Raw genomic sequence first — 22,798 nt, 5'->3', positions numbered from 1 at the left:
TTCTAAAACTTTGTTACAGTAAATATTTATTCCATAGCTTATATGTAGATATACGTTCAACTAGAGAAGGGAAGGAACACATGAAGAATAAGAAGATATGCGGGTTCTTGTTAACAATGCTCGTGATGACTACTGTATTGTCAGCATGCAGCAGAGCAGGTACCAGCAGTAATTCATTATCTTTACATCACAATGAGGTGGTCGAAAAGCCACAGACTGGCGGAGTAGTTACTTATGGATACTCATCGCCGTTTATGGGCTTCTTTGAGCCTGCTTTTTATGAAGGTGAAGATGACTTTCATGTGCTGGAGTTTATTACTGAGGCCATGTTTACGATAGATGATGATTTATCAACGGTTCCTAATATCGCCACTTGGCAGGAGTCCGAGGATCATAGAATATTTACCTTTAAAATTAAACCGGGAATCCGTTGGCATAATGGAGATGAACTGACCGTAGAGGACTGGAAATTTGCGATGGAGACTATTGCTAGTCCAGACTACACCGGATCGCGTTATTATAGTGTGGAAATGATTCAAGGTGCAGAAGCCTATCATAAAGGTGAGGCGAAGAATATAACAGGTCTTAAGGTTATAGATCCTTATACTTTGAAAATAACAATGACAGCTGCCCGCGTAAATACGATTGATAATCTATGGCCGTATCCGATGAATAAAAAATATTATACTGGAGTCGCTGTTAAGGATATGCCTGAGAGTGATCAGATGCGAAAAAATCCGATTGGGATTGGCCCCTTTGAGGTGAGCCTTATTGAACCTGGCCAGCGGGTCGAGATGAAGCGCTTTGATCAATACTATAAAGGTAAGGCTTTATTGGATGGTGTGTTGTATAAGGTATTTGATGACAAGGAAATCATCAGCCTGTTTGAACAAGGCGTAATTGATATAGAGAATGCCCCACGAGATACTTATGAAAAGCTGAGCGAACTCGATAATATTAATATTTTACAATCAAATGAGCTTGCTTATGAGTATATAGGGTTTAAATTTGGGTATTGGGATAGTGAAGCTGAAAAAATCGTAATGGATAACCCTAAATTTGCGGATAAAAGATTACGTCAGGCGATGTATTATGCACTTGATCGGGAGGGGATCATTCAATCATTTTCTCATGGGTTAGGCAAGCCTATAGAAACTCCGGTTTCCAGTGCAAGCTGGGCGAAGATCCCTGACAGTCAGATTAACACGTATCCCTATGATCCGGAAAAAGCGAAGCAGCTGCTTGATGAGGCTGGTTTTGTAGATGTTGATGGAGATGGGCTGCGTGAGGATCAAAAAGGAGAAAAGTTAGTTATCCATTATGATTCTATGCTAGGCAGTCATTCAGCGGAGTTACGAACTGCTGCTATTCTGGAGGATTGGCGAAATGTGGGACTCGATGTGCAGCTTAATGGTGGGGCGTTAAAAGAGCTCAACACCTTCTATGAAGCAGTAGAGGCTGATGATCCGTCCATTGAGTTGTTTAACGGGGTATGGGGATTAGCTAATGATCCTGATCCTTCAGGTCTCTGGAGGGAGAATGATTTGTGGAACTACCCACGTTGGTCCTCGGAGCGGAATGAAGAATTGATTCGCGATGGCACAAGTATGAAGGCATATGATAGAGATTATCGACAACAAATCTATTATGAATGGCAGAAGCTAGTGAATGAAGAGGTTCCAATGATCTTTTTTGCGGAAAGAGAAAGCATTACTGCTGTTAATAAACGTCTACAAGGTGTGCGTGTTGATTCTTTGGGCTCCATAATTGAGCCTAATAAATGGTGGATAAAGGACTAAATTAAAAAAAATAAAAAAAATTACGCAAAAAGTGAAATCAAATTGCTGTTTCATTCGTCATATATATTATGGAGGATGACAACGATGAAGAGACGGATATTGATATGGGCTGGTGCAGCTTTGATAGTCGTTGTCTTAATTACGGTGTGGAGGCCTATCGAGCTGGGCTTTAAACCGGATATTGACGCGGGTTCAGCAGTGCTGCTAGATATGGATAGTGGAGACATATGGGTCAATATAAACGGCGATGTGCCTATGCCACCGGCCAGTGTGTCTAAATTAATGACTGAAATGATTGTGCTGGATCACATAACCTCTGGAACCCTTAGGTGGGAGGATAGAGTCCCTATTAGTGCTTACGCCAGTCAAATGGGAGGTATGAGTCTCTCATTAAAACGAGGAGATTTCTATACAGTAAGGGAGCTATTCGAAGGCATTACCATCTATTCTGCTAATGATGCTGCAGTTGCATTGGCAGAATATATGGCAGGATCAGAGGATTCTTTTGTACTTATGATGAATGATAGAGCACGTAGTTTAGGTTTATCTCCTAATACGGTATTTACCAACGCCTCTGGATTGTCGAGCAAGGATCTTGGTATCATTCGTCAGCCTACGCATATCGGTGGCCAGACGATGATGACAGCGAGGGATACAGCCAAATTGGCAGCTGCGCTAATCCATAATCATCCTGATGTACTGAATATTTCCGGTCGTACTCAGATGCAATTAAAGGATAAAGGGTTATATGTTAGTAATAGCAACCTTATGCTTCCAGGTATGGGCGGCGCTTACGCATACGATGGGGCAGATGGGTTGAAGACTGGATATGATAGCCAGACGGGATATTGTATTGCGGGATCAGCCCAGCGAGAGGGGCACCGGCTTATTGCGGTCGTTATGGGGGCAGAGACCTATGGCAGCCGATTTGAGGGTGCTGCTAAATTGTTCGATTATGGGTTTTTCCGCGGTTTACATTATGGAGAACGGGTAAAACATATTATACATGCCCTTGGAATTCGAAGTTAAATTTGGAGCATCATACCAGTAATTATTACTTGGTATGGTGCTTTTTCCCTATTCATGTCGGTATTTGTTGTTTCTTTTTATCCATTTAGTGATTACAATAGAAATATTGTTTTATCCCATATTATTTTAGAAACGCAAAAAAACTTTTTTCTATAATTTAGAATGACCCGAATTTCCTGAAAGGGGGGACAATAAGATAATGGAATAAGGGACAGTAAATTCGCCGCCGTGAGAAATAAAACCATGACTGCCTGAGAACGATCAGGAGGCATTGTAAATATATGGTATTTGTAATTATTCTACAATAAAGAAGGAATCAAAGATGAAAAAAATAAAGAAAAGATACATTGCGCTAATTGCTCTCGTCGTTGTTATAGCGGGAGGCTTTCTGTTTCGGAATTCTTTGGCCGTATTAGCCTTTGATCTCTTTTTGTCCGATCGGGTAGAAAGCAAGCTGAAAGAAGAATCTTACCAGCCACTTAAGGATGAGAATAAGGTTAAGCCAGAGCCGGTTGTATACAAAAGCGATCCATTCTCGCTGATGCTGCTCGGGACTGATCAACGCGACAATGAAACCGCACGTTCAGACACTATGATGTATGCTGTTGTTCGCCCTGAGGATTACAAAATTCTGCTTATTTCTATTCCACGTGATACGTATACCGAGATTATTGGGCATAACGATAATAAAAAAGATAAGATTACCCATGCTTATGCTTTTGGTGGGCAGCAAATGGCTAAGGATACTCTGGAAGCACTGCTGGAGCATGATATTCAGTATTATGCCACCATTAACTTTCAAGGGCTCAAGGATGCCGTTGATGCTATTGGAGGCGTTCCGCTGCCAATCAAGAAGGACATTGTAAACAAGGGTAAGGACCATGAAAAGTTTACGATCGAGGGTGGAAAGTCGAATTATAACGGTCAAGAAGCACTCAACTATACACGCTACCGTGAAGATAGTGACTTTAACCGGACCAAACGCCAACAGGTTTTTATTGATGTCGTAGCTAATAAAATGTTATCGATCAGCCAAATCGGCAATATTCCTAAGCTGCTGGATATTATGGGCGATAATTTTAAGACCGATATTGAGCCTTCAATGATTATTAGTCTGGCCAAGAAATTTATGGGCGGCAAAGATATGGATATCTCAAGCTTTACGGTAATGGGCGAAGGAAAACGTATTGACGGACTTTATTATGATATCGTTGATGAAGAGGACTTGCGCGAAGCTAAGGCGCTGATTGATAATTGGATGAATGCAGGAACACCTGTAGATCAACTGATTGAGCCGGGAAAAGCAAGTAATGCACTCGAGCCCAAAGCAACAGCAGTTACGCAGTAATTCTAATTGGAAAGCTAAACTCATATAAATAAATTGCAGCAGCCATAAACATTCTCATGGCTGCTGCTTACTGTCTTCATGTTATAATGAGTTGGAACTATTATTTAGCTGCTACGTATAATCACATTGGCATGGCAGTAAAAGGAAGTTAAAGAACCGTAATTCCTTCGGAACTCTTTGAGGAGGATCAAGAGATGAATATTGCATTTTTTTTACTTCCGAAACAGGAGGTGGCCTGCGTAACGCTCGATTCTACGCTGCGCCAAACGCTTGAGAGGATGGAGTTTCACCGCTATACAGCAGTCCCGATTCTTAACCGTAATGGAGAGTATGCCGGCACGGTAACGGAAGGTGATCTGCTCTGGTACATGAAAGAGTCGGAGGGTAAGGTTTCGTTTGAGAACGCTTCAAAATTTTTGCTGAAGGACGTTCCATTACGTATGAATAACAAGCCGGTCTCGATTGATGCGGATATGGAAGATCTAATTAATTTGGCTAAGGTGCAGAACTTTGTACCTGTGGTCGATGATATGAACCGGTTTATTGGAATTGTTCGCCGGAGTCAAGTCATAGAATATTGCGAGAAATTTGTAACAAGACAATCACAGGAATCATTATAGTCCCAGTGTATTCGCGGTTATAGAAGCTATCGGAACAAGGCCTGTATTTCCGGCGATAACGGAATGCGGGTCTTTTTTAAAGAAAGCTCCTCTCCCAAAAGAGGCATAGTCAGCATGGATTGAAGCATACTTAAGGGGCGCGGGACGTCCAGTGTGACACCGAATTTTTTATGCTATAATGGAGAATAAAGCTTTTTGCCGGAGGTAGAGAGACGTGTCCAATGTGCCGAAGGATCTGGATGTAGCCAAGCGCGCCAAGGTAATTGAATGGCTGAAAACCGAAGTGATTGATCAAGTTTCAAGGTTATTTAAAGCGTTATGGGAAGGCAGTACTACCCGTGTCGGTGACAGTCTGGCTAGCTTGATTATGAGCTCTTATATTTTGGGCCGCAGACTAGGGATTCCTTATCGTTCTTTAGATGACTTGCTACTGGAGAAGCTTAGAAAGCACAAGCAGGAAGGGCATCAACTGGAAGATTGGTACCAAGATATATCTGCTTTAGAAGAACATATGCGTAAGAGGTGAATACTGTTGAAATTTCGCTGGTCATCTGTGGCTTGGAGCGTAGCATACTTACTTTTGCTGCTTAGTTTAACGACTCCACTCCTCATCATCACTACCCTTTTTATGATTGTTCCGGCAGTAGTGTTGTTTACTACCCTGAACACGAGACAATTTGTGCTGCATGTATTGCCGGTGTTGCTGATTGTAGGCTTGATTACACCAATTTATCTGTTGATAGCTGCGTATTTCTTAATACCGGCTCTGGTTATGGGGCGTTGGTATAAAAGACATGCCCCGGCCATGTCTACTGTGATCGCAGGTACGGTTACGATTCTTGCACAGTTCCTGCTGCTTTTGCTGCTGGGTACGGCATTATTTAATTTTGACCTGTCTACCTATGTGAACGATGTATTGCAAATGGTTAATTCACCTCTGTCTGAGCTCGGAACTACCAATCCTCTGCTCACTGATATTGGATTTTCAACTGAGGATGTAAACAAGATAAGTCATATGACGGTCCAAATGATCCCTATGACTCTAATCGTAAGCTCCTTCATGATTGCTGTGATTACGCATTCTATTGCCCGCCCGATTCTGAACAGTATGAATTATGCAGTGCCTAAGATGAAGCCTGCACGTGAATGGAGACTTTCGAGATCGTTTATTTGGTACTATCTGATTGGTGTTGTTCTACAGCTCTTCTTCTCAGGGTCGGAGAACAATTTCATCCTCATGATTTCTGCCAATCTTCTGCCATTGCTGCGAATTGGTTTTATGATTCAGGCCATCGGATTTTTCTTCTTCCTGGCGCATGAACGCAAATGGAACAAGATGTCTGCCGTTTTGTTAGCGATACCGGTTATTTTACTGCCGCCGCTGCGCATTATTGGTATTATTGATCTTGCGTTCCCACTGCGGGAGTATGTGACCAAATCGAAACGATAGGGTGAGAGTTCATGCCTAAATTTCTGCAAAGACGCTGGCACGGCTATCATACCGTATGGGCGTTCATGCTGCTGTTGGTCCTTATTATAATTGTCAGTGTTTATAACTGGGCGCTTGGGGTCGCCGGCCTGTTTCTGTCAGGTACTTTATGCTTCTATATGTTGAAAGCGGAGATCTCGTTCCGCCGTAATCTGGTGGAATATATTAATGGGCTATCTTTCCGCATTAAGCGGGTAGAGGGCGAAGCAGTCAGCATGCTGCCGCTTGGAATCATTCTGTTTAGCGAGGATCGAACGGTGGAATGGAATAACCGCTATGCCGGCGATATTTTCGCACGCAAGTCTTTAGTTGGGGAATCACTGCAAGAATTATTGCCTGATATGCAGTCTTTTTTCACAGGTGCTGCAGCGGGTAAGCGGGAGGTCGCCAAAGAAGGTGTGCTCCATGACACCCGTCTTGAGATCACCGTGGATGAACGATTTTATCAAGCTGTCATTATTCCGAGTGAGCGTATTCTTTACTTGTATGATATCACTGAGCTTGTGGTGTTACGTGAGCGGTATGAGGATGAGAAGCTGGCGATCGGCATAGTGATGATGGATAACCTGGATGAATCTGCTCAAGGAATGGATGATCAACAGCGAACCTCGCTGATTGCTAAGGTGACGAGTGAAATCACTGAATGGAGTAAGCAGTTTGAGGTTTATCTGCGGCGGTTGTCCTCGGAACGTTATCTAATGCTGCTTAATCATCGTAGCCTGCAAGCGTTGGAAGAGAGCCGCTTCGTGATTCTAGATGAAGTCAGAGAAATGACTGCTGATCTTAAGGTACCCATGACACTGAGTATTGGTCTGGCCTTTGGCGCAGACTCTGCAAGTGAGCTGGGGGCATTGGCCCAATCCAGTCTAGACATGGCGCTTGGCCGAGGTGGTGATCAGGCGGCTGTAAAAGCAGGCCAACGGTTATCCTTCTACGGTGGAAAGAGTAATGCTGCTGAGAAGCGTACCCGAGTGCGGGCGCGGGTCATTGCGCATGCTTTGCGGGATCTGATGCAGGAGAGCGATCGTGTGCTGATCCTCGGTCATCGGACACCGGATATCGACGCTGTGGGTGCTGCAATCGGCCTGTTAAGGGCTGCGCAGATGTATAATGTAGAGGCTAGCATTGTGATGGAGACTCCTAATCCATCGATAACTAACATGATGGAGCAGATTCGTAAGGATGATGAGTTGTATAAGTCATTCATCACAACGGAGCAATCCCTACAGATCATGACAGAGCATACCCTGCTTATTGTTGTGGATACACATAAGGCGTCTATGACGATGGAGCCGCGGCTAGTGCAATATGCCAGCAGAATTGTAGTGGTGGATCATCACCGAAGAGGTGAAGAGTTCATTAACGATGCTGTATTGGTGTATTTGGAGCCATACGCTTCATCGACTTGTGAGCTGGTGACAGAGCTGCTTCAGTATATTCATGAGAAGGTAAAGATCAGTCCGTTGGATGCTACAATGTTGTTAGCGGGGATCACGGTGGATACGAAGCATTTTGCGCTTCATACGGGGTCGCGTACCTTTGAGGCCGCAGGCTTCCTGCGCCGGAATGGTGCCGATACCGTACTTATTCAGCGCATGCTGAAGGAGGATTTACAGGAGTATATTTCCAAAGCCGAAATTATCAAACATGCGCGGATGGTGTATGACCAAATCGCGCTCGTAGTTACGGCACCAGGCATGAAAATTCCGCAGCTTCTTATTGCTCAGACTGCGGACACGCTGCTTGGGATGACCAACGTAGTCGCTTCATTCGTCATCAGCGAGCGGCCTGACGGCCTGATTGGCATTAGTGCCCGATCACTCGGACGTATGAATGTACAGGTCGTGATGGAGAAATTAGGCGGCGGTGGGCATCTGTCCAATGCCGCAGTACAGCTTGAAGGAACATGTAAAGAAGCAGAAGCCAGATTACTGCAGGTGCTGGCTGAAATCGAATCGAAAGAGGGGTTATTCGAATGAAGGTCATATTCATAAAAGATGTTAAGGGTCAAGGTAAAAAAGGTCAGGTTAAAGAGGTATCCGAAGGTTATGCTTCTAACTTCTTATTGCCACGTGGATTGGTTCGTCCGGCAACGGAAGGTAACGTGAAGACGCTGGAGAATCAAGCGGCTGCTGAACAACGCCGTAAAGATAACGAAAAAGAAGAAGCACAGCAATTGGGTAAGAAGCTTGACGAGTTAACACTGACAATGAAAGCAAAATCAGGTGAAGGCGGACGTTTATTCGGTGCTATTACAAGCAAACAGATTGCTGAGACACTGGCTTCCACCAAAGGAATTACTATTGATAAGCGCAAGATTGAATTAGGTGAGCCAATTCGCCATATAGGAGTATTTCAAGTAAGCGTAAAATTGCATACTGAAGTAAAGGCCACACTTAAGGTTGAGGTAACGGAGGAGTAACATGGGTGGAGATCTCTTTTTCGATCGGGTTCCCCCGCAGAATCTTGAAGCCGAGCAGGCGGTAATTGGTGCGGTTCTGTTGCAGGATGAAGCGCTCATTACTGCAATGGAACGGGTGAATACCGAAGACTTCTACGATAAAGCGCATCAAATGATTTTTGAGGCGATGGTGCAGCTCGGAGAAGAGAGCCAGCCGATTGATCTTGTTACACTTACGTCCAGACTGCAGGACAAAGGAGAGCTTGAAGATATTGGTGGGGTTAGCTACTTAGCTAAGCTGGCGCATGCCGTGCCTACTGCCGCTAACGTAGAATACTACGCCCAGATTATCGAAGAGAAAGCCATGCTGCGCCGTTTGATTCGCACAGCCACGCAAATTGTGAGCGAAGGTTATACTGGCGGTGAAGATGTAGCCGATATGCTGAGTGATGCAGAGCGGCGCATTCTTGAAATCTCCAACCGGCGGAGCGGCAGTGGATTTATTGCGATCCGCGATGTCTTGATGGAAGTGTTCGACAAGGTTGAGTTGCTTCATCAAAATAAGGGGGGTACCTCAGGTATCCCAACCGGATTTGTGGATTTAGATCATATGACTAACGGATTCCAACGTAACGATCTGATCATTGTTGCGGCTCGTCCATCTGTTGGTAAGACTGCATTCGCCCTGAATATTGCACAGAACGTGGCAGTACGCGCTAAAGAAACTGTTGCGATATTCAGTCTGGAAATGTCAGCGCCACAGCTGGTACAGCGGATGATTTGTGCTGAAGCCAACTTAGATGCCAATATTATGCGTACCGGTGACTTCAAGAGTGATGATGATTGGTCCAAGCTGACGATGGGTATTCAGTCTCTATCTGAAGCGGAGATTTATATCGACGATACACCAGGTATCACGGTAACCGATATTCGTGCAAAGTGCCGGAGACTGAAGAAGGAAAAAGGACTTGGCATGATCGTCATCGACTACTTGCAGCTCATTCAGGGCCGCGGTAAAGGCGGAGAGAACCGTCAGCAGGAAGTATCGGATATATCTCGTACACTGAAGCAGATTGCCCGTGAGCTAGATGTGCCAGTTATTGCCCTGTCACAGTTAAGCCGGGGTGTAGAGCAGCGTCAGGATAAACGTCCAATGATGAGTGACTTGCGTGAATCGGGTTCTATCGAGCAGGATGCCGATATTGTTGCGTTTCTGTATCGTGATGATTATTACAATGCGGATACGGAGAAGAAGAATATTATTGAGATCATTATAGCTAAACAGCGTAATGGTCCCGTAGGCACGGTAGAACTGGTCTTTCTTAAAAATTTCAACAAGTTCGTTAACTACGAGCGAGCACATGCGGAACCATTTGCTGGTTAAACCTGACATGTATAATTCCCGAACGATTGCACATTTCTTTGTGTAATCGTTCGTTTTATTTGACTTTGAAAAAAACCGCTGTTACACTGAGAATTGTCCTTTAGCGGGTTAAATCTGCTTGGCGTCCGGAGGGCCACGTACATAAGAATGACGTATAGGGTCCATATTATGAAAAATAATGGTGCTAAGTAGCACCTACGGAGGAATGAACATGTCAACGGTAGTCGTCGTGGGAACACAATGGGGAGACGAAGGTAAAGGGAAAATCACTGACTTTCTAGCGGAAAGTGCAGATGTGGTCGCCCGTTATCAAGGGGGCAATAATGCCGGTCACACGATTCTGATTGACGGTGAGAAGTTTAAGCTCAGCTTGATCCCTTCGGGTGTATTTTATAAAGAGAAAACTTGTGTAATTGGTAACGGAATGGTTATTAATCCGGCTGCCTTGATCCAAGAAATTAATTATATTCATGAGAACGGTTTTGATACTAAGAACTTAGTGATCAGTGATCGTGCTCATGTCATTATGCCATACCATATGGTGCTGGATGCTCTCGAAGAAGACCGTAAGGGTCCGAACAAGATTGGTACTACACGTAAAGGTATCGGTCCTTGTTATATGGATAAGGCAGCACGCAACGGTATCCGTATTGCTGACTTGATGGACGCTGAGGAATTCGAACTGAGACTCCGCCCCTTGATGCAAGAGAAGAACCAAGTGATTACGCAGGTCTATGGTGCTGAAGCTCTTAACGTAGAAGAGATTCTGACTCAATACCTGGAATATGCAGAAGTGCTGCGTAATTATGTAACAGACACCTCTGTTATTCTTAATGATGCCATTGATGCGGATCGCAAAGTGTTGTTTGAAGGTGCGCAAGGAGTAATGCTTGATATCGATCAAGGCACGTATCCGTTTGTTACTTCATCCAACCCATCTGCCGGTGGGGTGTGCATAGGTTCTGGTGTTGGACCGTCCAAAATCAAACAGGTTATTGGGGTTGCAAAAGCCTATACCACTCGTGTTGGAGATGGCCCATTCCCTACAGAACTTAATGATGCAACAGGTGATTATATCCGTGAAACAGGTCATGAATATGGCACAGTTACCGGACGTGCACGCCGTGTAGGCTGGTTCGACAGTGTAGTTGTGAGTCACGCTCGTCGTGTAAGTGGAATCACAGGGCTATCTCTTAACTCGCTGGATGTACTTAGCGGACTTGAGACTGTGAAGATCTGCACAGGCTACAAATACCGTGGTGAGGTAATTACTCATTACCCTGCTAGCCTCAAAATGCTGGCAGAATGTGAAGCGGTATATGAGGAGCTTCCAGGCTGGAGCGAAGATATTACTTCTGCAAAAACATTGGATGATCTTCCAGCAAATACACGTAGATATGTTGAACGTGTATCTGAGCTTACAGGTATTCCGATTGCTATCTTCTCAGTGGGTCGTAACCGTGAGCAGACGAATCAAGTATTGCCAATTTATATCTAAAATCTAGTTATACTAAGGAGCCTCGTTAGAGGCTCTTTTTTTGTTCTGAGGACTATATCTCTCTCTTTTGGGGCCTAGATTTATACCTAGACGTTTCCCAAGGCCGGTTCTAGTCAATACTGGATGTATAGAAGAACATGTACATGATCTACCAGATAGACTTGAACATAGGTGAGAGGAGAAATGAAGATGAAGATCGTGAAGCGTGCACTTAGCGTATGTCTGATTGTGGTACTTGCCAGCACTCTTTCAATTCTAACAACGGGCGTGGTTGTAAATGCTTATATTCAGTCGGTACTGGCTAGCTTCGATATTAAAGTGAATACTCCCGGTCCGGGATTTGGAGGAATGATTCGGAGCATCATTGGCATGGATAACAAATCTGACTCGGATACAGCCAATAAAGAAGTAACCACAGGGAGTACAGTTAGCAAGGAGACCGACAAAAGCACGGATTCGCCAGCTAAAGGCAAGGGTGAGCCCGTAGATGATAATACTCCGACTGATGCCTTACCAGTTATGGGGCAAGTTACAACCGAAAGTTCAGCTGATAACGGAAGCGGAAGTGTTGGTGACCAACAATTAGTAATGACACCTGAGGCACTCAGTGACTTCAAAGATAATCTTCCATCGGAAGAGAAGGTAAATATATTCAATATTTTGATGTCCAAACTACCCCAGGATGAGATGGCAAAAATTTCAACAGCGATGGAGGATGGATTAACAGAAGATGAGGTTAAAGAGCTGCAACAGGTAATTGCAAAATATGTTGATGCAGACGAATATGAGAGCATAATGAAAATGCTTACACCAACTACAGAATCTACGCAATAGCATTTGTAATTGTCACTTTATAGACACATGAAAAAGGTTAAAATTTCATATTTGCGCAAAAAACCCGCCAAATACGCGGGTTTTTTGTTATGTCTAAAGTTGAAATTTTTCTCTAAGCTATGGTACAGTAAACAAGGACCTCAAGAGGTTAATTTTTTGTAACCTCCTTAACAACCTTTTTATAGGTTCATTAGAAGCAGGAATTAAGCACTAGTATACGTAGAAATTTACATGGACGTAATCTATATAATCGAGGTCGTACAATTAGCTTGGCCGCTTTTGTCGGAAGTAAAAGCGGACTGAAAGGGAGAGTTTCATGAAGGGATTTAAGTTCATGCGTCGGATGAGCAAGCTGCAGGATGGACATCCAGCAGAATCCGAGGCGAATGTTCAACAGAGCCACAATTTCGATCACGACTCCAAACACTTTCAACAAGAGAAAGGTACTCGCAGATTTCGGCGTGCTTGGATTTTGGGATCTGTCGGCCTTGTGCTTCTAGCTACGGTGTTGGTTGGAGCAGAGAAAAAGTATGTAGCCGCTAACACGGTTACCTATTATCAAGTGTTGGTGAAGGGTGAAGAAGTCGGAAGACTTACCGATCAGACGCAGCTTAACCAGCTATATGATAAGAAACAACGAGAATATCAGGAGAAATATCCGAATTCAACCATGGTGCTGCAAACAGAGGGCATAACAATAGAAGAGCAGAAGGCATACAAGCCAGAAGTTGATAGTGAGGCGACACTTACTAAACTAGATGGAATGCTGAAAGCTTATGCGGTAGGCGTGCAATTGATGGTAGATGGCAAGGCCGTTGGCATAGTTAAGGATCAGGAAACTGCTAATGCTGTGCTCGAAGGGGTAAAAAATCATTATGTCCCACAAGCAGAAGTAGCAACGACGGCTAGTAAGTTGACAAGAACGGCTGCTTCCAGCTCATCTGCTGCAAAAGCGAAGGCTCCAGAGCAAGTAGAGTCGGTAGAGATTAGCGAGGATATTTCTATCGTTCCTATCAAAGCAGATCCTAATAAAGTGTTGGATGTGGAAGCGGCGGTCCAGACACTTACCGAAGGCAAAGAGGCGCCTCTTCTTTATATCGTTCAAGAGGGTGATACGATTTCGGGGATTGCCAAACGGTTTGAAATCACCCAAAAAGAGATTTATAGTAACAACCCTAACGTGAAAGAGCTGACGTTGAAGATTGGAGATACACTGAAGCTGAAGGTACCCCAACCAGATGTTACAGTAGTAACTGTGGAAAAAGTGACTGAGCAGATAGTGACTGAGCCGGAAGTGGTTGTGCGTTCGAGCGATCAGCTAGCGGCAGGCAAAAGCAAAGTGGTTCGTCCAGGACAAACTGGACTTAAAGAAATGGAGTATCGGGTAACAAAGGAAAATGGCACGGTTGTTCAAGAAGAATGGTTAGGCCAGACCGTTATAAAAGCCTCGCTGCCAGAAGTTGTCTATCGGGGAACGAAGGTTGTTGGTGAAGGAACAGGCATGTTCAGTTGGCCGGTAAGCGGGGCAACCCTGACAAGTAGCTTCGGTGAGCGTTGGAGCCGTGCCCATAAGGGTATTGATATGGTATCTAGCAATCGGAATATAAAAGCTTCTGATGCCGGGACCGTAATCTTTGCAGGGGTGCAGAATGGATACGGGAATGTAGTTATTGTGGATCATCGCAACGGATACCAGACCTATTATGGTCATTTAAAAAGCATCTCGGTTTCTACAGGCCAACGCTTGGAGCAGGGTGGCAAGATTGGCGTAATGGGCAGCACCGGACGTTCGACGGGTACACATCTGCATTTTGAGATTCGGAAGAATGGCACTGCTGTAAATCCAATGAAGTATTTGCAATAATTCATACTTAATCCTTTAACTGCTCGATTTTAATCGGGCGGTTTTTATTTTTTTAATCTACGAGTGACGGCAAAGCCGTTTCTTTTTGCTGGGCAGGGGGATTGCTTATTTCGTAGGATGTGACGGTTAGACAGGTATGTTAAAATAAAGGAATGATCATTAAGTAAGGATAGGAAGGTGAAGCTGGGACATGCAGATGGGAACGATTCTGGTAGTAGATGATGAACAGCCTATTGCTGATATATTGAAATTTAATTTAGAAAAAGAAGGCTACGAGGTTATTTGTGCTTTTGATGGTAACAGCGCAGTGGAGCTGGCATTGTCCAAAAGGCCCGATCTTATGCTGCTTGATCTTATGCTGCCCGGCAAAGATGGCATGGACGTCTGCCGCGAGGTGCGTTCTGCGCACTTGGACATTCCTATCATTATGCTTACAGCCAAGGACGGAGAGATTGATAAGGTACTTGGCCTGGAGCTTGGTGCTGATGACTATGTGACCAAACCTTTTAGTACACGTGAATTGCTGGCCCGAGTTAAAGCCCAGATGCGGAGACAGCATAAACCGTCACCACAGGGGATGGCGAGTGAACCAGCAGAGAATAAGCAGGGCATTTATCATTTTGATCTGTTTATAGATACAGATATGTATATGGTCTATAAGGGCGGGGAGCCGCTTGACTTGACCCATCGTGAATATGAGCTGCTCTACTATATGATCAAACATGCCGGTAAGGTGATGACTCGGGAGCATTTGCTGCAGGCAGTGTGGGGATTTGAGTATTTCGGTGATGTGCGGACCGTTGACGTGACGATCCGTCGTCTAAGAGAGAAAATTGAGGAGAACCCCAGCAAGCCCGAATATATTTATACTCGGCGTGGACTTGGCTATTTGATGCATAGCCCTAAAAATGGAGGACTGTGATGAAGTGGCGGTCCTTTATCCGGACAATTCAGGCAAAACTTATTATAATTTACGTGTTGCTGATTCTGATAGCTATGCAGTTGATCGGGGTTTATTTTGTCAGCTCGATGAAGAACTCGTTAACAGATAATTTCACCAAGGACCTTAAAGCACGTGCTGAGATGTTGTCCATCCTGACTGCTGATAAATTTGGTAGTGAGGCTGGAACGGCTGATGAGGAAACGGCTGTGGAAAGTCTGCGCGGGATGGTCAATAATCTGTACATTAACGGGGCTGAAATTCAGGTACTGGATGCCAGCGGCAAAATCATCACCACTTCTGTTCCCTCGCAGAATGACTATGTCGGGCAGCGTAACACCCAGACAGTTGTGAATCGGGCCTTGCAGGGCATCAGTGATAACGAGGAATATATTATTGCGGATGATAATGTGCGGAAAAAGGTTGTGGCTAAGCCTGTGCTCTCGGGGGACAAGGTAGTGGGCGCAATCTATATTGCTGCTGACATGAAGGATCTGTACGCCACGATGGGCCGGATCAATAGTGTATTTATCTCAGGTTTGCTGTTAGCTCTAGCGTTAACGGTTGTTTTATGCGTCATTCTGGCGCACACTATCACGCAGCCTATTAAGGAAATGACGAGGCATGCTACGGCGGTCGCTGAAGGCCGATTCAATCGTAAAATGCCCGTATTGGGCAATGATGAAATTGGACAACTCAGTCAGGCGTTCAATTATATGACCGGTAGATTGCGTGAGGCACTCTCGCAGAATGAAGAAGAGAAGGAGAAGCTTACCTCTATTCTGACGAACATGAGTGATGGTGTTGTGGCTACAGATGAGAACGGAGTAGTGATTCTGATGAATCGGCGGGCAGCATTGATGCTCGGAAATGAAGGTCCGTTGCCGGAAGGCGCTCCTCTAGATAAACTGTTGGGCTTAGATTACGAACAAAGCGGATCTCTGGCTAAAGGTAATGCCCAATCTGCAATGCTTCATCTGACCCATATGGGTGGAGAAGATTCTAATATCGTAAGAGTGACGTTTACTCCGATTCATCGTCGAGAGGGTGGCATTGCCGGCACAATTGCTGTGTTGCAGGATGTCACCGAACAGGAGAATCTGGAGGAATCACGCCGGGAGTTCGTGGCGAACGTTTCGCATGAGCTAAGAACACCACTTACCACTATTAAAAGCTATGTTGAAGCACTGGATGATGGAGCACTTGAAGATCCGCAGCTGGCGGTTCGGTTTGTTGGGGTGATTCGCAACGAAACGGAACGGATGATTCGTCTGGTTACGGATTTACTGCATCTTTCCCGTCTGGATTCCAAGGAAGCTCTTCTTCGAATTCAGCAGACAGATATTACCGAGATGCTGGAGGATGTTGCGGATCGTTTTTCTTTTCAAATTCGGCAAAAGCGTATCGATATCAGTACAAGGGTCCGCAAAGATGTTACTACGGCGTGGCTTGATCGTGATCAAATCGACCAGGTCTTGGGGAATTTGGTCTCCAATGCGCTAAAATATACGCCAGAAGGCGGTACAATTGAATTGGAAGCGTTGAAGAATGAGGATGGAATGCTCTCCATTTCTGTACGTGATTCGGGGATAGGGATTCCGAAAAAAGATATCGAGCGGATCTTCGAACGATTTTATCGCGTGGATAAGGCACGTTCGCGGAACATGGGAGGCACTGGACTTGGCCTTTCCATTGCCCGGGAAATTGTGAAGGCACATGGAGGCTCCATTTCCCTGCAATCCGAGCTAAATGAAGGTTCAAAGGTAACCTTTACCCTGCCTTTGAACGAGCAAAGGGGGAGTGAGGCGTGAAGGAACGAATCAAATCATGCATTCTAGCCTTGCTCGTGCTCGGAAGCCTGGTTGAAAGCTATTATTTGATCTACCGCTTGCCTGGTGCTGATTCTGCGGTGCTTTCTGAGAACCTGTATGTGAAGACAGATAATATGGGTCCGGAAGAGAAGGTAGAGAACCTGTTATACCCTGACAAAATGATCATCCATATGGGGGAAGGCAAGCATACGCTTTTTTATCCGGACTCTACGTTCTATAGCTTGATCATGAATCGCTTAAAAGGTCGTGGCTTCGAAAGCTTTCAGCGGCACTCGGTACAGGATTATGATTGGGATAAGATCCGCAATGAGAATCCTGGGATTGAGCTTTCGTTCGGAGCGGGCATTCCGGTAACGTTATTGCAGCGGGTGATGCAGTTATCGCCAGATTCCCTTTTTGAAGGAGAAAGCATCGATCGCATTTGGATCTATAACATTAAGAACGATTCCAAGGCCCATGCTATTTTCTTCAGTACGAGAGGCGACATCATATACGAAGCGGCAAAAGCGGATTTAACGGTTCAGGATGTGCAGCAGCATGTCGATTTCGGTAAGAACTGGACGCCTTACAAGACTGTAAGCGGGGATTATTATGTGCCAGACAGTAAGATTTCTCTGGTTCAGGTAGACATGCCTTCCGGGATGTACACCATAGAGCAAATGCAGAGTAATCTTTTCTTCGATGTTGGAAGCACTAGATATATCCGGGAGAAAAACGGCTCAGAGATTTATACGGACAGCAAACGGAGCCTTCAGGTGGATCAGGGTAAGAACTGGATGAGCTATAGCGACCCTGCGGCTCTTCCAGCTGGAGAAAGTACCCCTGCCAAGGATGCTTTGGAAGCTGTAGAATTTGTTAACCAGCATGGCGGATGGAATGGGACTTACCGTTTGGAGGCTACAGAGGAAGGGAGACAGGAGAGAAAGGTCTCTTTTCAACAATATTATGGCTCCTATCCGTACGGCTCCTATCCGATAATGAGCCATTCATCATTACAGTATGGTGTAATAAATCTGGAACTGCAGCAGGGAACAGTATCCTCTTATGAACGTTCTCTAATCTATATAGATGAAAGTAAGGCCGTAAAAAAAGTAGTGGAGCTATCTGGAGGTGCGGATCTGGAGTATAGGTTGTCTCTGGTCAGTAAAACTTCGGCAGTGAAGGATTTAACGCCTGCTTATGTGCCTGAGGTGAAGGAAGATCATCTGGAGCTGATACCTGTCTGGAAAGTTACACTTAGTGATGGCAGCGTACTTACTTTAAATTAATGGATAAGTGGTTCATATAACAATTAGGAGGTTCGGGTATGGATTGGGGAAGAGCTAAAAATGTACTGATTTGCGCCTTTTTAGGTCTGAATCTGCTGCTATGTTACCAGCTGTGGGTCGATTTGCGCGATCAGGTTAGTGCTAATCTTGATTTTACTTCCCTGTCTGCTGAGACCCAAGCCGTAATGGAGCAGAAAGGGATTCGTGTATTGTGTCCCATTCCGGCGTCTACCCCGCAGCTTCCTAACATTACTTATCGTTATTCTGCTGAAGAGCAGACTGAACCACCAATTAAATTAGATGTACCTATAGACAGCAAGCTGATCTATTCCTCCTTCTCAGAGCTTAGCAAGGCGCTTGAGGATAAGATTCCGGACATTTCCAATTATCGCTTTGATTCACAGGAAAGTGAGGTTGGGAAGTTCGTTCTTCATCCGCTGGTTCAAAATCAGTGGTCGTTGTTCCGTGTTAGGCTAGAGTTGATTAACAGTGATCAAAAAATCGTAGCTTACCGCTGGCCGAAGATTGAAATAGGGACAAGCAGCAGCGATAAAGAACAGAAGGTGCTTCCAGCATCGCAAGCACTTAGTAGTTTGATAGAGAAGTATTTCCCGGCAGATTCCGTAGTGAAGGAGATTGAGCTGGGGTATTACGGTGAGCTGTTCAACTCGGAAAGTCAGGTAGCTTCGCCGATGTGGCGGTTTATGCTGGAGAACGGCAATGCCTATTATGTGGATGCTATTAGTGCGGACATCATCAGTCCTAAGACAACAGAGTAGAAGGAGTAAGGAAAATGGGGATTTCATTTACAGTACTGTCCAGTGGGTCTACCGGCAATGTAACGGTGGTACGAAACGGGGAGACAACACTTATGATTGACGCAGGTTTTAGTGCCAAGCGGATCGATGAGCTGTTGGCCATGCGTGAACTAACGGGTAATGATATAGACGGGATTCTAGTTACACACGAACATTCCGATCATATCAAGGGACTCGGGGCCATGGCCCGTAAATACGATCTTCCGATTTATGCGAACACCAATACCTGGGGAGCTATCGAGAAGGGAATTGGTAAAATACCGGAGTATAACCGTATGATCATGGAGTCTGGCCAGCACAAGGATTTCGGTAGTATGCGAGTAGAATCCTTTGCGATTTCTCATGATGCGGCGGAGCCAGTGGGTTACAATTTTTATGATGGAAAAGAGAAGTTATGTGTAGCTACAGACCTGGGCTATGTTAGTGATAAGGTAAGAGATGCAATTTCAGATGCAGATGTATTGGTGCTGGAGGCGAATCATGATATCGAATTGCTGAGAATGGGACGTTATCCGTGGAATACGAAACGGCGCATCCTAGGCGACATGGGTCACCTTTCCAATGAGGCAGCTGGAGCTGCGCTTAGCGAAATTCTTACAGGGCGGACCAAACGGACCTATTTGGCGCATTTAAGCCGGGATCACAATATGATGGATTTGGCAAAAATGTCGGTACGCGGCGCAATGGAGGATCGGGGCTGTTTTTTCAAAGATAGTGAGTTCAGACTGTGTGATACGTATTATGATCAACCTACGCCATGGGATAAGCTGAGCCAGTCATAAGCTGATCAAGTTCAGCGGTCTTGCGATCTAATTCTTGACGGGAGATTAGGCCTTTTTCAATCATCAATTCGATCATTGCGCTAAAGGCAAGGGTCATGTGGTAGTGTTCATCCTTTAAGTCACCTAGCTTACCGATAAACTCGACTAAATCCATACTTGTTGAAAAAGAACTCATAATTAATCCTCCTTTAATAGTGTGAATATATAGTGTAATTAGAACTGAAAACTGTAAAAAATTCGCAGGTGTTTTAGCTGAGGAAAATCCCGAATTGCAGGTTGCCTGTGATACAATTAAAAGCGTGATGAGCAAAGCTAAAATTTTAGGGACACTTCTATTTTATTGTAGTCTTTTAAGTTGCAAAATATTCCTAATAGAGAAGATATATTAAAAGATTATCATAATCTAACGATTGATCGAAACTCTTGTGGGGTTAATGGATAAAGTGAAACTTTTTAGTGATATTTGGAGTCTAATGGTTACAGAGGTTTGGTTCGGACGTGGTTGCTATAGGTTCAGGTCTTACCAACAGTGAACGCTTGGCAATAGAAGGGGGAGATTTTCGGTGGGATTGTTTGATGATGATTTCTATTCAACTAAGGTTTCGCGGTCCAGAGGGGATGAAGCATCAAAGGGATCGTTTGCTAATCGTAGACATTCTGTACGCAGATCGCGTAAGGGTTTATCTACTTGGCAAATATCCGCCGTTTGCTCCTTAGTCAGCGCTGTGGTGGCAGTTTTGTTATTCAGTATGTTTACAGGCCAGATGAGTCATGAGACTGCTCAGAAGCCGGTTGTAGCAACTGGAAATGTTGCCCCAAGCAGCAGTGATCCATTTGACCGGATTATTCAAGCTGCTGCCACGGTTCGCCCTGCAGTAGTAAGTATTATCAATCATAAAGAAGATAATGAAGAATTAAACATTCTGGATGAGTCTGCACTAGGCTCAGGAGTGATCTATAAAAAGACAGGGAATAAAGCATTTATCATTACCAATAATCATGTCATCGAAGACTCCGGTAATCTCGAAGTAGTTACAGTGAACGGAGAGACTCGTAAGGCAACACTCGTTGGAACGGATAAAGTAAGCGACATTGCGGTACTCTCTATTGATGCCAAAGGAATCGATACCATCGCGCAGCTCGGTGATTCCTCTAAGCTTCGTCTAGGTGAAACGGTCATTGCTATCGGTAATCCGCTAGGACTTGGTGATACATTGACCTCGGGGATTGTTAGCTATACTGAACGGATGGTTCCCGTATCCCTTAATCAGGATGGAGTATATGACTGGGAACAAGAAGTGATACAGACCGATGCGGCGATTAATGAAGGAAACAGTGGCGGCGCATTAGTGGATCTGGATGGCAAGGTCATTGGAATTAACACAATGAAGATTTCAGATACGGGTGTAGAGGGTCTGGGTTTTGCAATTCCTGCGAATCATGTGATAGATATCGCTAATGAGCTGGCTGAAAAAGGACATATTGCCCGTTCGTACTTGGGTGTATATTCAGTTGATTTGAACAATCCGTACGTTCCACTAGCAGAAGATCAACGCAATGAATTGAACCTGCCGAACAGTGTTAAGGATGGAGTAGTTGTTCTAGAAGCCGTTGGCCCTGCGAAGGAAGCTGGACTGCAATTCAATGATGTCATTACCAAATTTAATGATCAATCAATCATATCTACCCTTTCTCTTCGCAAGTACTTATATAATCATACGAAGATCGGTGATGATCTGAAAATTACTTACTATCGAAACGGCGAGGCCAAACAGGCAACAGTTAAACTTCTTGAAAAACCACAGGAATAATATGCTGGAAGTCGGTATATAATGATATAGCAGTTACGACAAGTAGAGCGGACTACCCCTTCGATTCCGAGGGGGTACCTTCTTGAAAAAGCGGATAAAAGTAACGTTTTTGGAAAAGCTATTTTTCTAAAACCATGATAATTATGCCAAAAAAAGGATCTATTTAGGGAATAAACACTAAGTGGCAGCCCTTACATTGGAAGGTAATACTTATTAGGGCAAAAACGGATATATTCGGATGCTTGCTTGCCTTTGCTAATCAGGTGTGGTAATATGATATCAATCATACATTTAGTCCCTAATTCTCGCATTGAAAAGGGCTGTCATATTTGGTAATACAACCTTTTTCAATGTGTGAATTTTTTCTTTGTTTGAAGATAAAAAGAACATATTAATTTAAATTTGTGGAGGTAACACACATGCAAACAGGTACAGTTAAATGGTTCAACGCAGAAAAAGGATTCGGATTTATCGAAGTTGAAGGCGGAAGCGACGTATTCGTTCACTTCAGCGCAATCACTGGCGACGGCTTCAAAACTTTGGACGAAGGCCAACGCGTTGAATTCAACGTTGTTCAAGGCAACCGTGGACCACAAGCCGAAAACGTTGTAAAACTGTAATAATAGAAGAAACCGTCCCAGCTTGTGAAAGTTGGGACGGTCTTTTTATATCTAGTTACTCACTATTTGACTTACAGGATGGGAGGAACGGCAATGAACTACCGGAAGAAACCTTTGGAAGAAATACCGGAAGAAAATACCGCAATTTGGGCATGTACCAATGAGGGATGCAACGGATGGATGAGGGATAATTTCGCATTTGAACATGCGCCTTCTTGCCGTCTATGTGACTCTCCAATGGTTCGCAGCACGAAGATGCTACCCCAATTGCTTAATTCGAATGGCGATCTCAAATCGCTGAAGAAGGGTATTTCCATCTAACCAATACCTAAATGAGTCAAGCATTTAATAGAACGACGAACCACTCAAGACGGGTAAACCGTCTTATTTTTTTTGCTTTCTTTATGCTAAATTGTGATCTTTGTCACAAATCATTTGAATTTCACCGTTAAATGACTATC

General features: G+C 44.4%; 21 protein-coding genes. 20 read left to right on the top strand and 1 reads right to left on the bottom strand.

Annotated elements, in window-relative coordinates; translation table 11 throughout:
- Nucleotides 1–80 precede the first annotated feature (80 nt).
- The 17 genes from opp4A to MHB56_RS14255 all read left to right on the top strand — a co-directional run bounded on the left by opp4A (nucleotide 81) and on the right by MHB56_RS14255 (nucleotide 19,906).
- Entirely contained in the window at nucleotides 81–1,799 is a 1,719-nt protein-coding gene (gene opp4A / locus MHB56_RS14335; protein WP_076191470.1) for an oligopeptide ABC transporter substrate-binding protein, read from the top strand.
- Nucleotides 1,800–1,883: 84 nt separating this feature from the next.
- The gene (locus tag MHB56_RS14330) at nucleotides 1,884–2,828 is read left to right on the top strand and encodes a D-alanyl-D-alanine carboxypeptidase family protein (protein ID WP_036677789.1); all 945 of its coding nucleotides are present in this window, start codon (nucleotides 1,884–1,886) and stop codon (nucleotides 2,826–2,828) included.
- Between the two features lie 322 nt (nucleotides 2,829–3,150).
- Nucleotides 3,151–4,176: an LCP family protein gene (locus tag MHB56_RS14325; RefSeq protein ID WP_341143697.1), complete on the top strand. Its 1,026-nt coding sequence runs from the start codon at nucleotides 3,151–3,153 to the stop codon at nucleotides 4,174–4,176.
- A 194-nt stretch (nucleotides 4,177–4,370) separates the two neighbouring features.
- On the top strand, nucleotides 4,371–4,796 hold the full coding sequence (locus tag MHB56_RS14320) for a CBS domain-containing protein (RefSeq protein ID WP_036677795.1): 426 nt from the start codon (nucleotides 4,371–4,373) through the stop codon (nucleotides 4,794–4,796).
- 223 nt (nucleotides 4,797–5,019) lie between these two features.
- On the top strand, nucleotides 5,020–5,322 hold the full coding sequence (locus MHB56_RS14315) for a MazG-like family protein (protein WP_170914153.1): 303 nt from the start codon (nucleotides 5,020–5,022) through the stop codon (nucleotides 5,320–5,322).
- Nucleotides 5,323–5,328: 6 nt separating this feature from the next.
- On the top strand, nucleotides 5,329–6,246 hold the full coding sequence (locus MHB56_RS14310) for a DUF2232 domain-containing protein (RefSeq protein WP_076124314.1): 918 nt from the start codon (nucleotides 5,329–5,331) through the stop codon (nucleotides 6,244–6,246).
- An 11-nt stretch (nucleotides 6,247–6,257) separates the two neighbouring features.
- Complete coding sequence (locus MHB56_RS14305) at nucleotides 6,258–8,264, top strand: DHH family phosphoesterase (RefSeq protein ID WP_076124313.1); 2,007 nt, start codon at nucleotides 6,258–6,260, stop codon at nucleotides 8,262–8,264.
- Nucleotides 8,261–8,707 carry a 50S ribosomal protein L9 gene (gene rplI / locus MHB56_RS14300; RefSeq protein WP_036677804.1) on the top strand — a complete coding sequence of 149 codons (447 nt, stop codon included), beginning with the start codon at nucleotides 8,261–8,263 and terminating at the stop codon, nucleotides 8,705–8,707. Before MHB56_RS14305 ends, rplI begins: the two co-directional genes overlap by 4 nt.
- A gap of 1 nt (nucleotide 8,708) precedes the next feature.
- Nucleotides 8,709–10,070: a replicative DNA helicase gene (dnaB, locus tag MHB56_RS14295; protein WP_036677807.1), complete on the top strand. Its 1,362-nt coding sequence runs from the start codon at nucleotides 8,709–8,711 to the stop codon at nucleotides 10,068–10,070.
- A gap of 211 nt (nucleotides 10,071–10,281) precedes the next feature.
- Nucleotides 10,282–11,568: an adenylosuccinate synthase gene (locus MHB56_RS14290; protein ID WP_076105178.1), complete on the top strand. Its 1,287-nt coding sequence runs from the start codon at nucleotides 10,282–10,284 to the stop codon at nucleotides 11,566–11,568.
- Nucleotides 11,569–11,757: 189 nt separating this feature from the next.
- A complete protein-coding gene (locus tag MHB56_RS14285; RefSeq protein WP_076132908.1) occupies nucleotides 11,758–12,402 on the top strand; it encodes a hypothetical protein in 645 nt (214 codons plus the stop codon).
- A gap of 316 nt (nucleotides 12,403–12,718) precedes the next feature.
- Nucleotides 12,719–14,266, top strand: a complete 1,548-nt coding sequence (locus tag MHB56_RS14280) for a M23 family metallopeptidase (RefSeq protein ID WP_341143696.1) — start codon at nucleotides 12,719–12,721, stop codon at nucleotides 14,264–14,266.
- A 190-nt stretch (nucleotides 14,267–14,456) separates the two neighbouring features.
- Nucleotides 14,457–15,188 carry a response regulator YycF gene (gene yycF / locus MHB56_RS14275; RefSeq protein WP_076124308.1) on the top strand — a complete coding sequence of 244 codons (732 nt, stop codon included), beginning with the start codon at nucleotides 14,457–14,459 and terminating at the stop codon, nucleotides 15,186–15,188.
- Complete coding sequence (gene walK / locus MHB56_RS14270) at nucleotides 15,188–17,017, top strand: cell wall metabolism sensor histidine kinase WalK (RefSeq protein ID WP_036677817.1); 1,830 nt, start codon at nucleotides 15,188–15,190, stop codon at nucleotides 17,015–17,017. The genes yycF and walK overlap by 1 nt, the downstream gene beginning before the upstream one ends.
- The gene (locus MHB56_RS14265; protein ID WP_076124306.1) at nucleotides 17,014–18,306 is read left to right on the top strand and encodes a YycH family regulatory protein; all 1,293 of its coding nucleotides are present in this window, start codon (nucleotides 17,014–17,016) and stop codon (nucleotides 18,304–18,306) included. Before walK ends, MHB56_RS14265 begins: the two co-directional genes overlap by 4 nt.
- Before the next feature lie 38 nt (nucleotides 18,307–18,344).
- Entirely contained in the window at nucleotides 18,345–19,085 is a 741-nt protein-coding gene (gene yycI / locus MHB56_RS14260; RefSeq protein ID WP_036677823.1) for a two-component system regulatory protein YycI, read from the top strand.
- A 14-nt stretch (nucleotides 19,086–19,099) separates the two neighbouring features.
- Nucleotides 19,100–19,906, top strand: coding sequence for an MBL fold metallo-hydrolase (locus MHB56_RS14255; RefSeq protein ID WP_036677825.1), 807 nt, complete (start codon nucleotides 19,100–19,102; stop codon nucleotides 19,904–19,906).
- On the opposite strand, the gene MHB56_RS14250 is transcribed toward MHB56_RS14255, so the two are convergent.
- Entirely contained in the window at nucleotides 19,875–20,081 is a 207-nt protein-coding gene (locus MHB56_RS14250; protein WP_036677826.1) for a hypothetical protein, read from the bottom strand. The two genes, MHB56_RS14255 and MHB56_RS14250, sit on opposite strands and share 32 nt — an antisense overlap.
- A gap of 388 nt (nucleotides 20,082–20,469) precedes the next feature.
- On the opposite strand from MHB56_RS14250, the gene MHB56_RS14245 reads away from it, so the two are divergent.
- The 3 genes from MHB56_RS14245 (at nucleotide 20,470) to MHB56_RS14235 (ending at nucleotide 22,658) form a co-directional block, all read left to right on the top strand.
- Nucleotides 20,470–21,717: a S1C family serine protease gene (locus MHB56_RS14245; protein ID WP_076124305.1), complete on the top strand. Its 1,248-nt coding sequence runs from the start codon at nucleotides 20,470–20,472 to the stop codon at nucleotides 21,715–21,717.
- A 419-nt stretch (nucleotides 21,718–22,136) separates the two neighbouring features.
- Nucleotides 22,137–22,337, top strand: coding sequence for a cold-shock protein (locus MHB56_RS14240; protein ID WP_019914582.1), 201 nt, complete (start codon nucleotides 22,137–22,139; stop codon nucleotides 22,335–22,337).
- A 93-nt stretch (nucleotides 22,338–22,430) separates the two neighbouring features.
- Nucleotides 22,431–22,658, top strand: a complete 228-nt coding sequence (locus MHB56_RS14235; protein ID WP_036677829.1) for a cold-shock protein — start codon at nucleotides 22,431–22,433, stop codon at nucleotides 22,656–22,658.
- Nucleotides 22,659–22,798 lie beyond the last annotated feature (140 nt).

This window comes from Paenibacillus sp. FSL H8-0315 (assembly GCF_038005365.1).
GTDB lineage: Bacteria > Bacillota > Bacilli > Paenibacillales > Paenibacillaceae > Paenibacillus_AQ > Paenibacillus_AQ odorifer.
Note: the sequence above shows the minus strand (reverse complement) of the source record. Positions and strands in the feature narration are given on the sequence as shown.

Excerpts from the sequence above, each read along its gene's own strand:
- opp4A (WP_076191470.1), top strand. The coding sequence starts at position 81 with ATGAAGAATAAGAAGATATGCGGGTTCTTGTTAACAATGCTCGTGATG.
- MHB56_RS14330 (WP_036677789.1), top strand. The coding sequence starts at position 1,884 with ATGAAGAGACGGATATTGATATGGGCTGGTGCAGCTTTGATAGTCGTT.
- MHB56_RS14325 (WP_341143697.1), top strand. The coding sequence starts at position 3,151 with ATGAAAAAAATAAAGAAAAGATACATTGCGCTAATTGCTCTCGTCGTT.
- MHB56_RS14320 (WP_036677795.1), top strand. The coding sequence starts at position 4,371 with ATGAATATTGCATTTTTTTTACTTCCGAAACAGGAGGTGGCCTGCGTA.
- MHB56_RS14305 (WP_076124313.1), top strand. The coding sequence starts at position 6,258 with ATGCCTAAATTTCTGCAAAGACGCTGGCACGGCTATCATACCGTATGG.
- rplI (WP_036677804.1), top strand. The coding sequence starts at position 8,261 with ATGAAGGTCATATTCATAAAAGATGTTAAGGGTCAAGGTAAAAAAGGT.
- dnaB (WP_036677807.1), top strand. The coding sequence starts at position 8,709 with ATGGGTGGAGATCTCTTTTTCGATCGGGTTCCCCCGCAGAATCTTGAA.
- MHB56_RS14290 (WP_076105178.1), top strand. The coding sequence starts at position 10,282 with ATGTCAACGGTAGTCGTCGTGGGAACACAATGGGGAGACGAAGGTAAA.
- MHB56_RS14285 (WP_076132908.1), top strand. The coding sequence starts at position 11,758 with ATGAAGATCGTGAAGCGTGCACTTAGCGTATGTCTGATTGTGGTACTT.
- MHB56_RS14280 (WP_341143696.1), top strand. The coding sequence starts at position 12,719 with ATGAAGGGATTTAAGTTCATGCGTCGGATGAGCAAGCTGCAGGATGGA.
- yycF (WP_076124308.1), top strand. The coding sequence starts at position 14,457 with ATGCAGATGGGAACGATTCTGGTAGTAGATGATGAACAGCCTATTGCT.
- walK (WP_036677817.1), top strand. The coding sequence starts at position 15,188 with ATGAAGTGGCGGTCCTTTATCCGGACAATTCAGGCAAAACTTATTATA.
- yycI (WP_036677823.1), top strand. The coding sequence starts at position 18,345 with ATGGATTGGGGAAGAGCTAAAAATGTACTGATTTGCGCCTTTTTAGGT.
- MHB56_RS14255 (WP_036677825.1), top strand. The coding sequence starts at position 19,100 with ATGGGGATTTCATTTACAGTACTGTCCAGTGGGTCTACCGGCAATGTA.
- MHB56_RS14250 (WP_036677826.1), bottom strand. The coding sequence starts at position 20,081 with ATGAGTTCTTTTTCAACAAGTATGGATTTAGTCGAGTTTATCGGTAAG.
- MHB56_RS14240 (WP_019914582.1), top strand. The coding sequence starts at position 22,137 with ATGCAAACAGGTACAGTTAAATGGTTCAACGCAGAAAAAGGATTCGGA.
- MHB56_RS14235 (WP_036677829.1), top strand. The coding sequence starts at position 22,431 with ATGAACTACCGGAAGAAACCTTTGGAAGAAATACCGGAAGAAAATACC.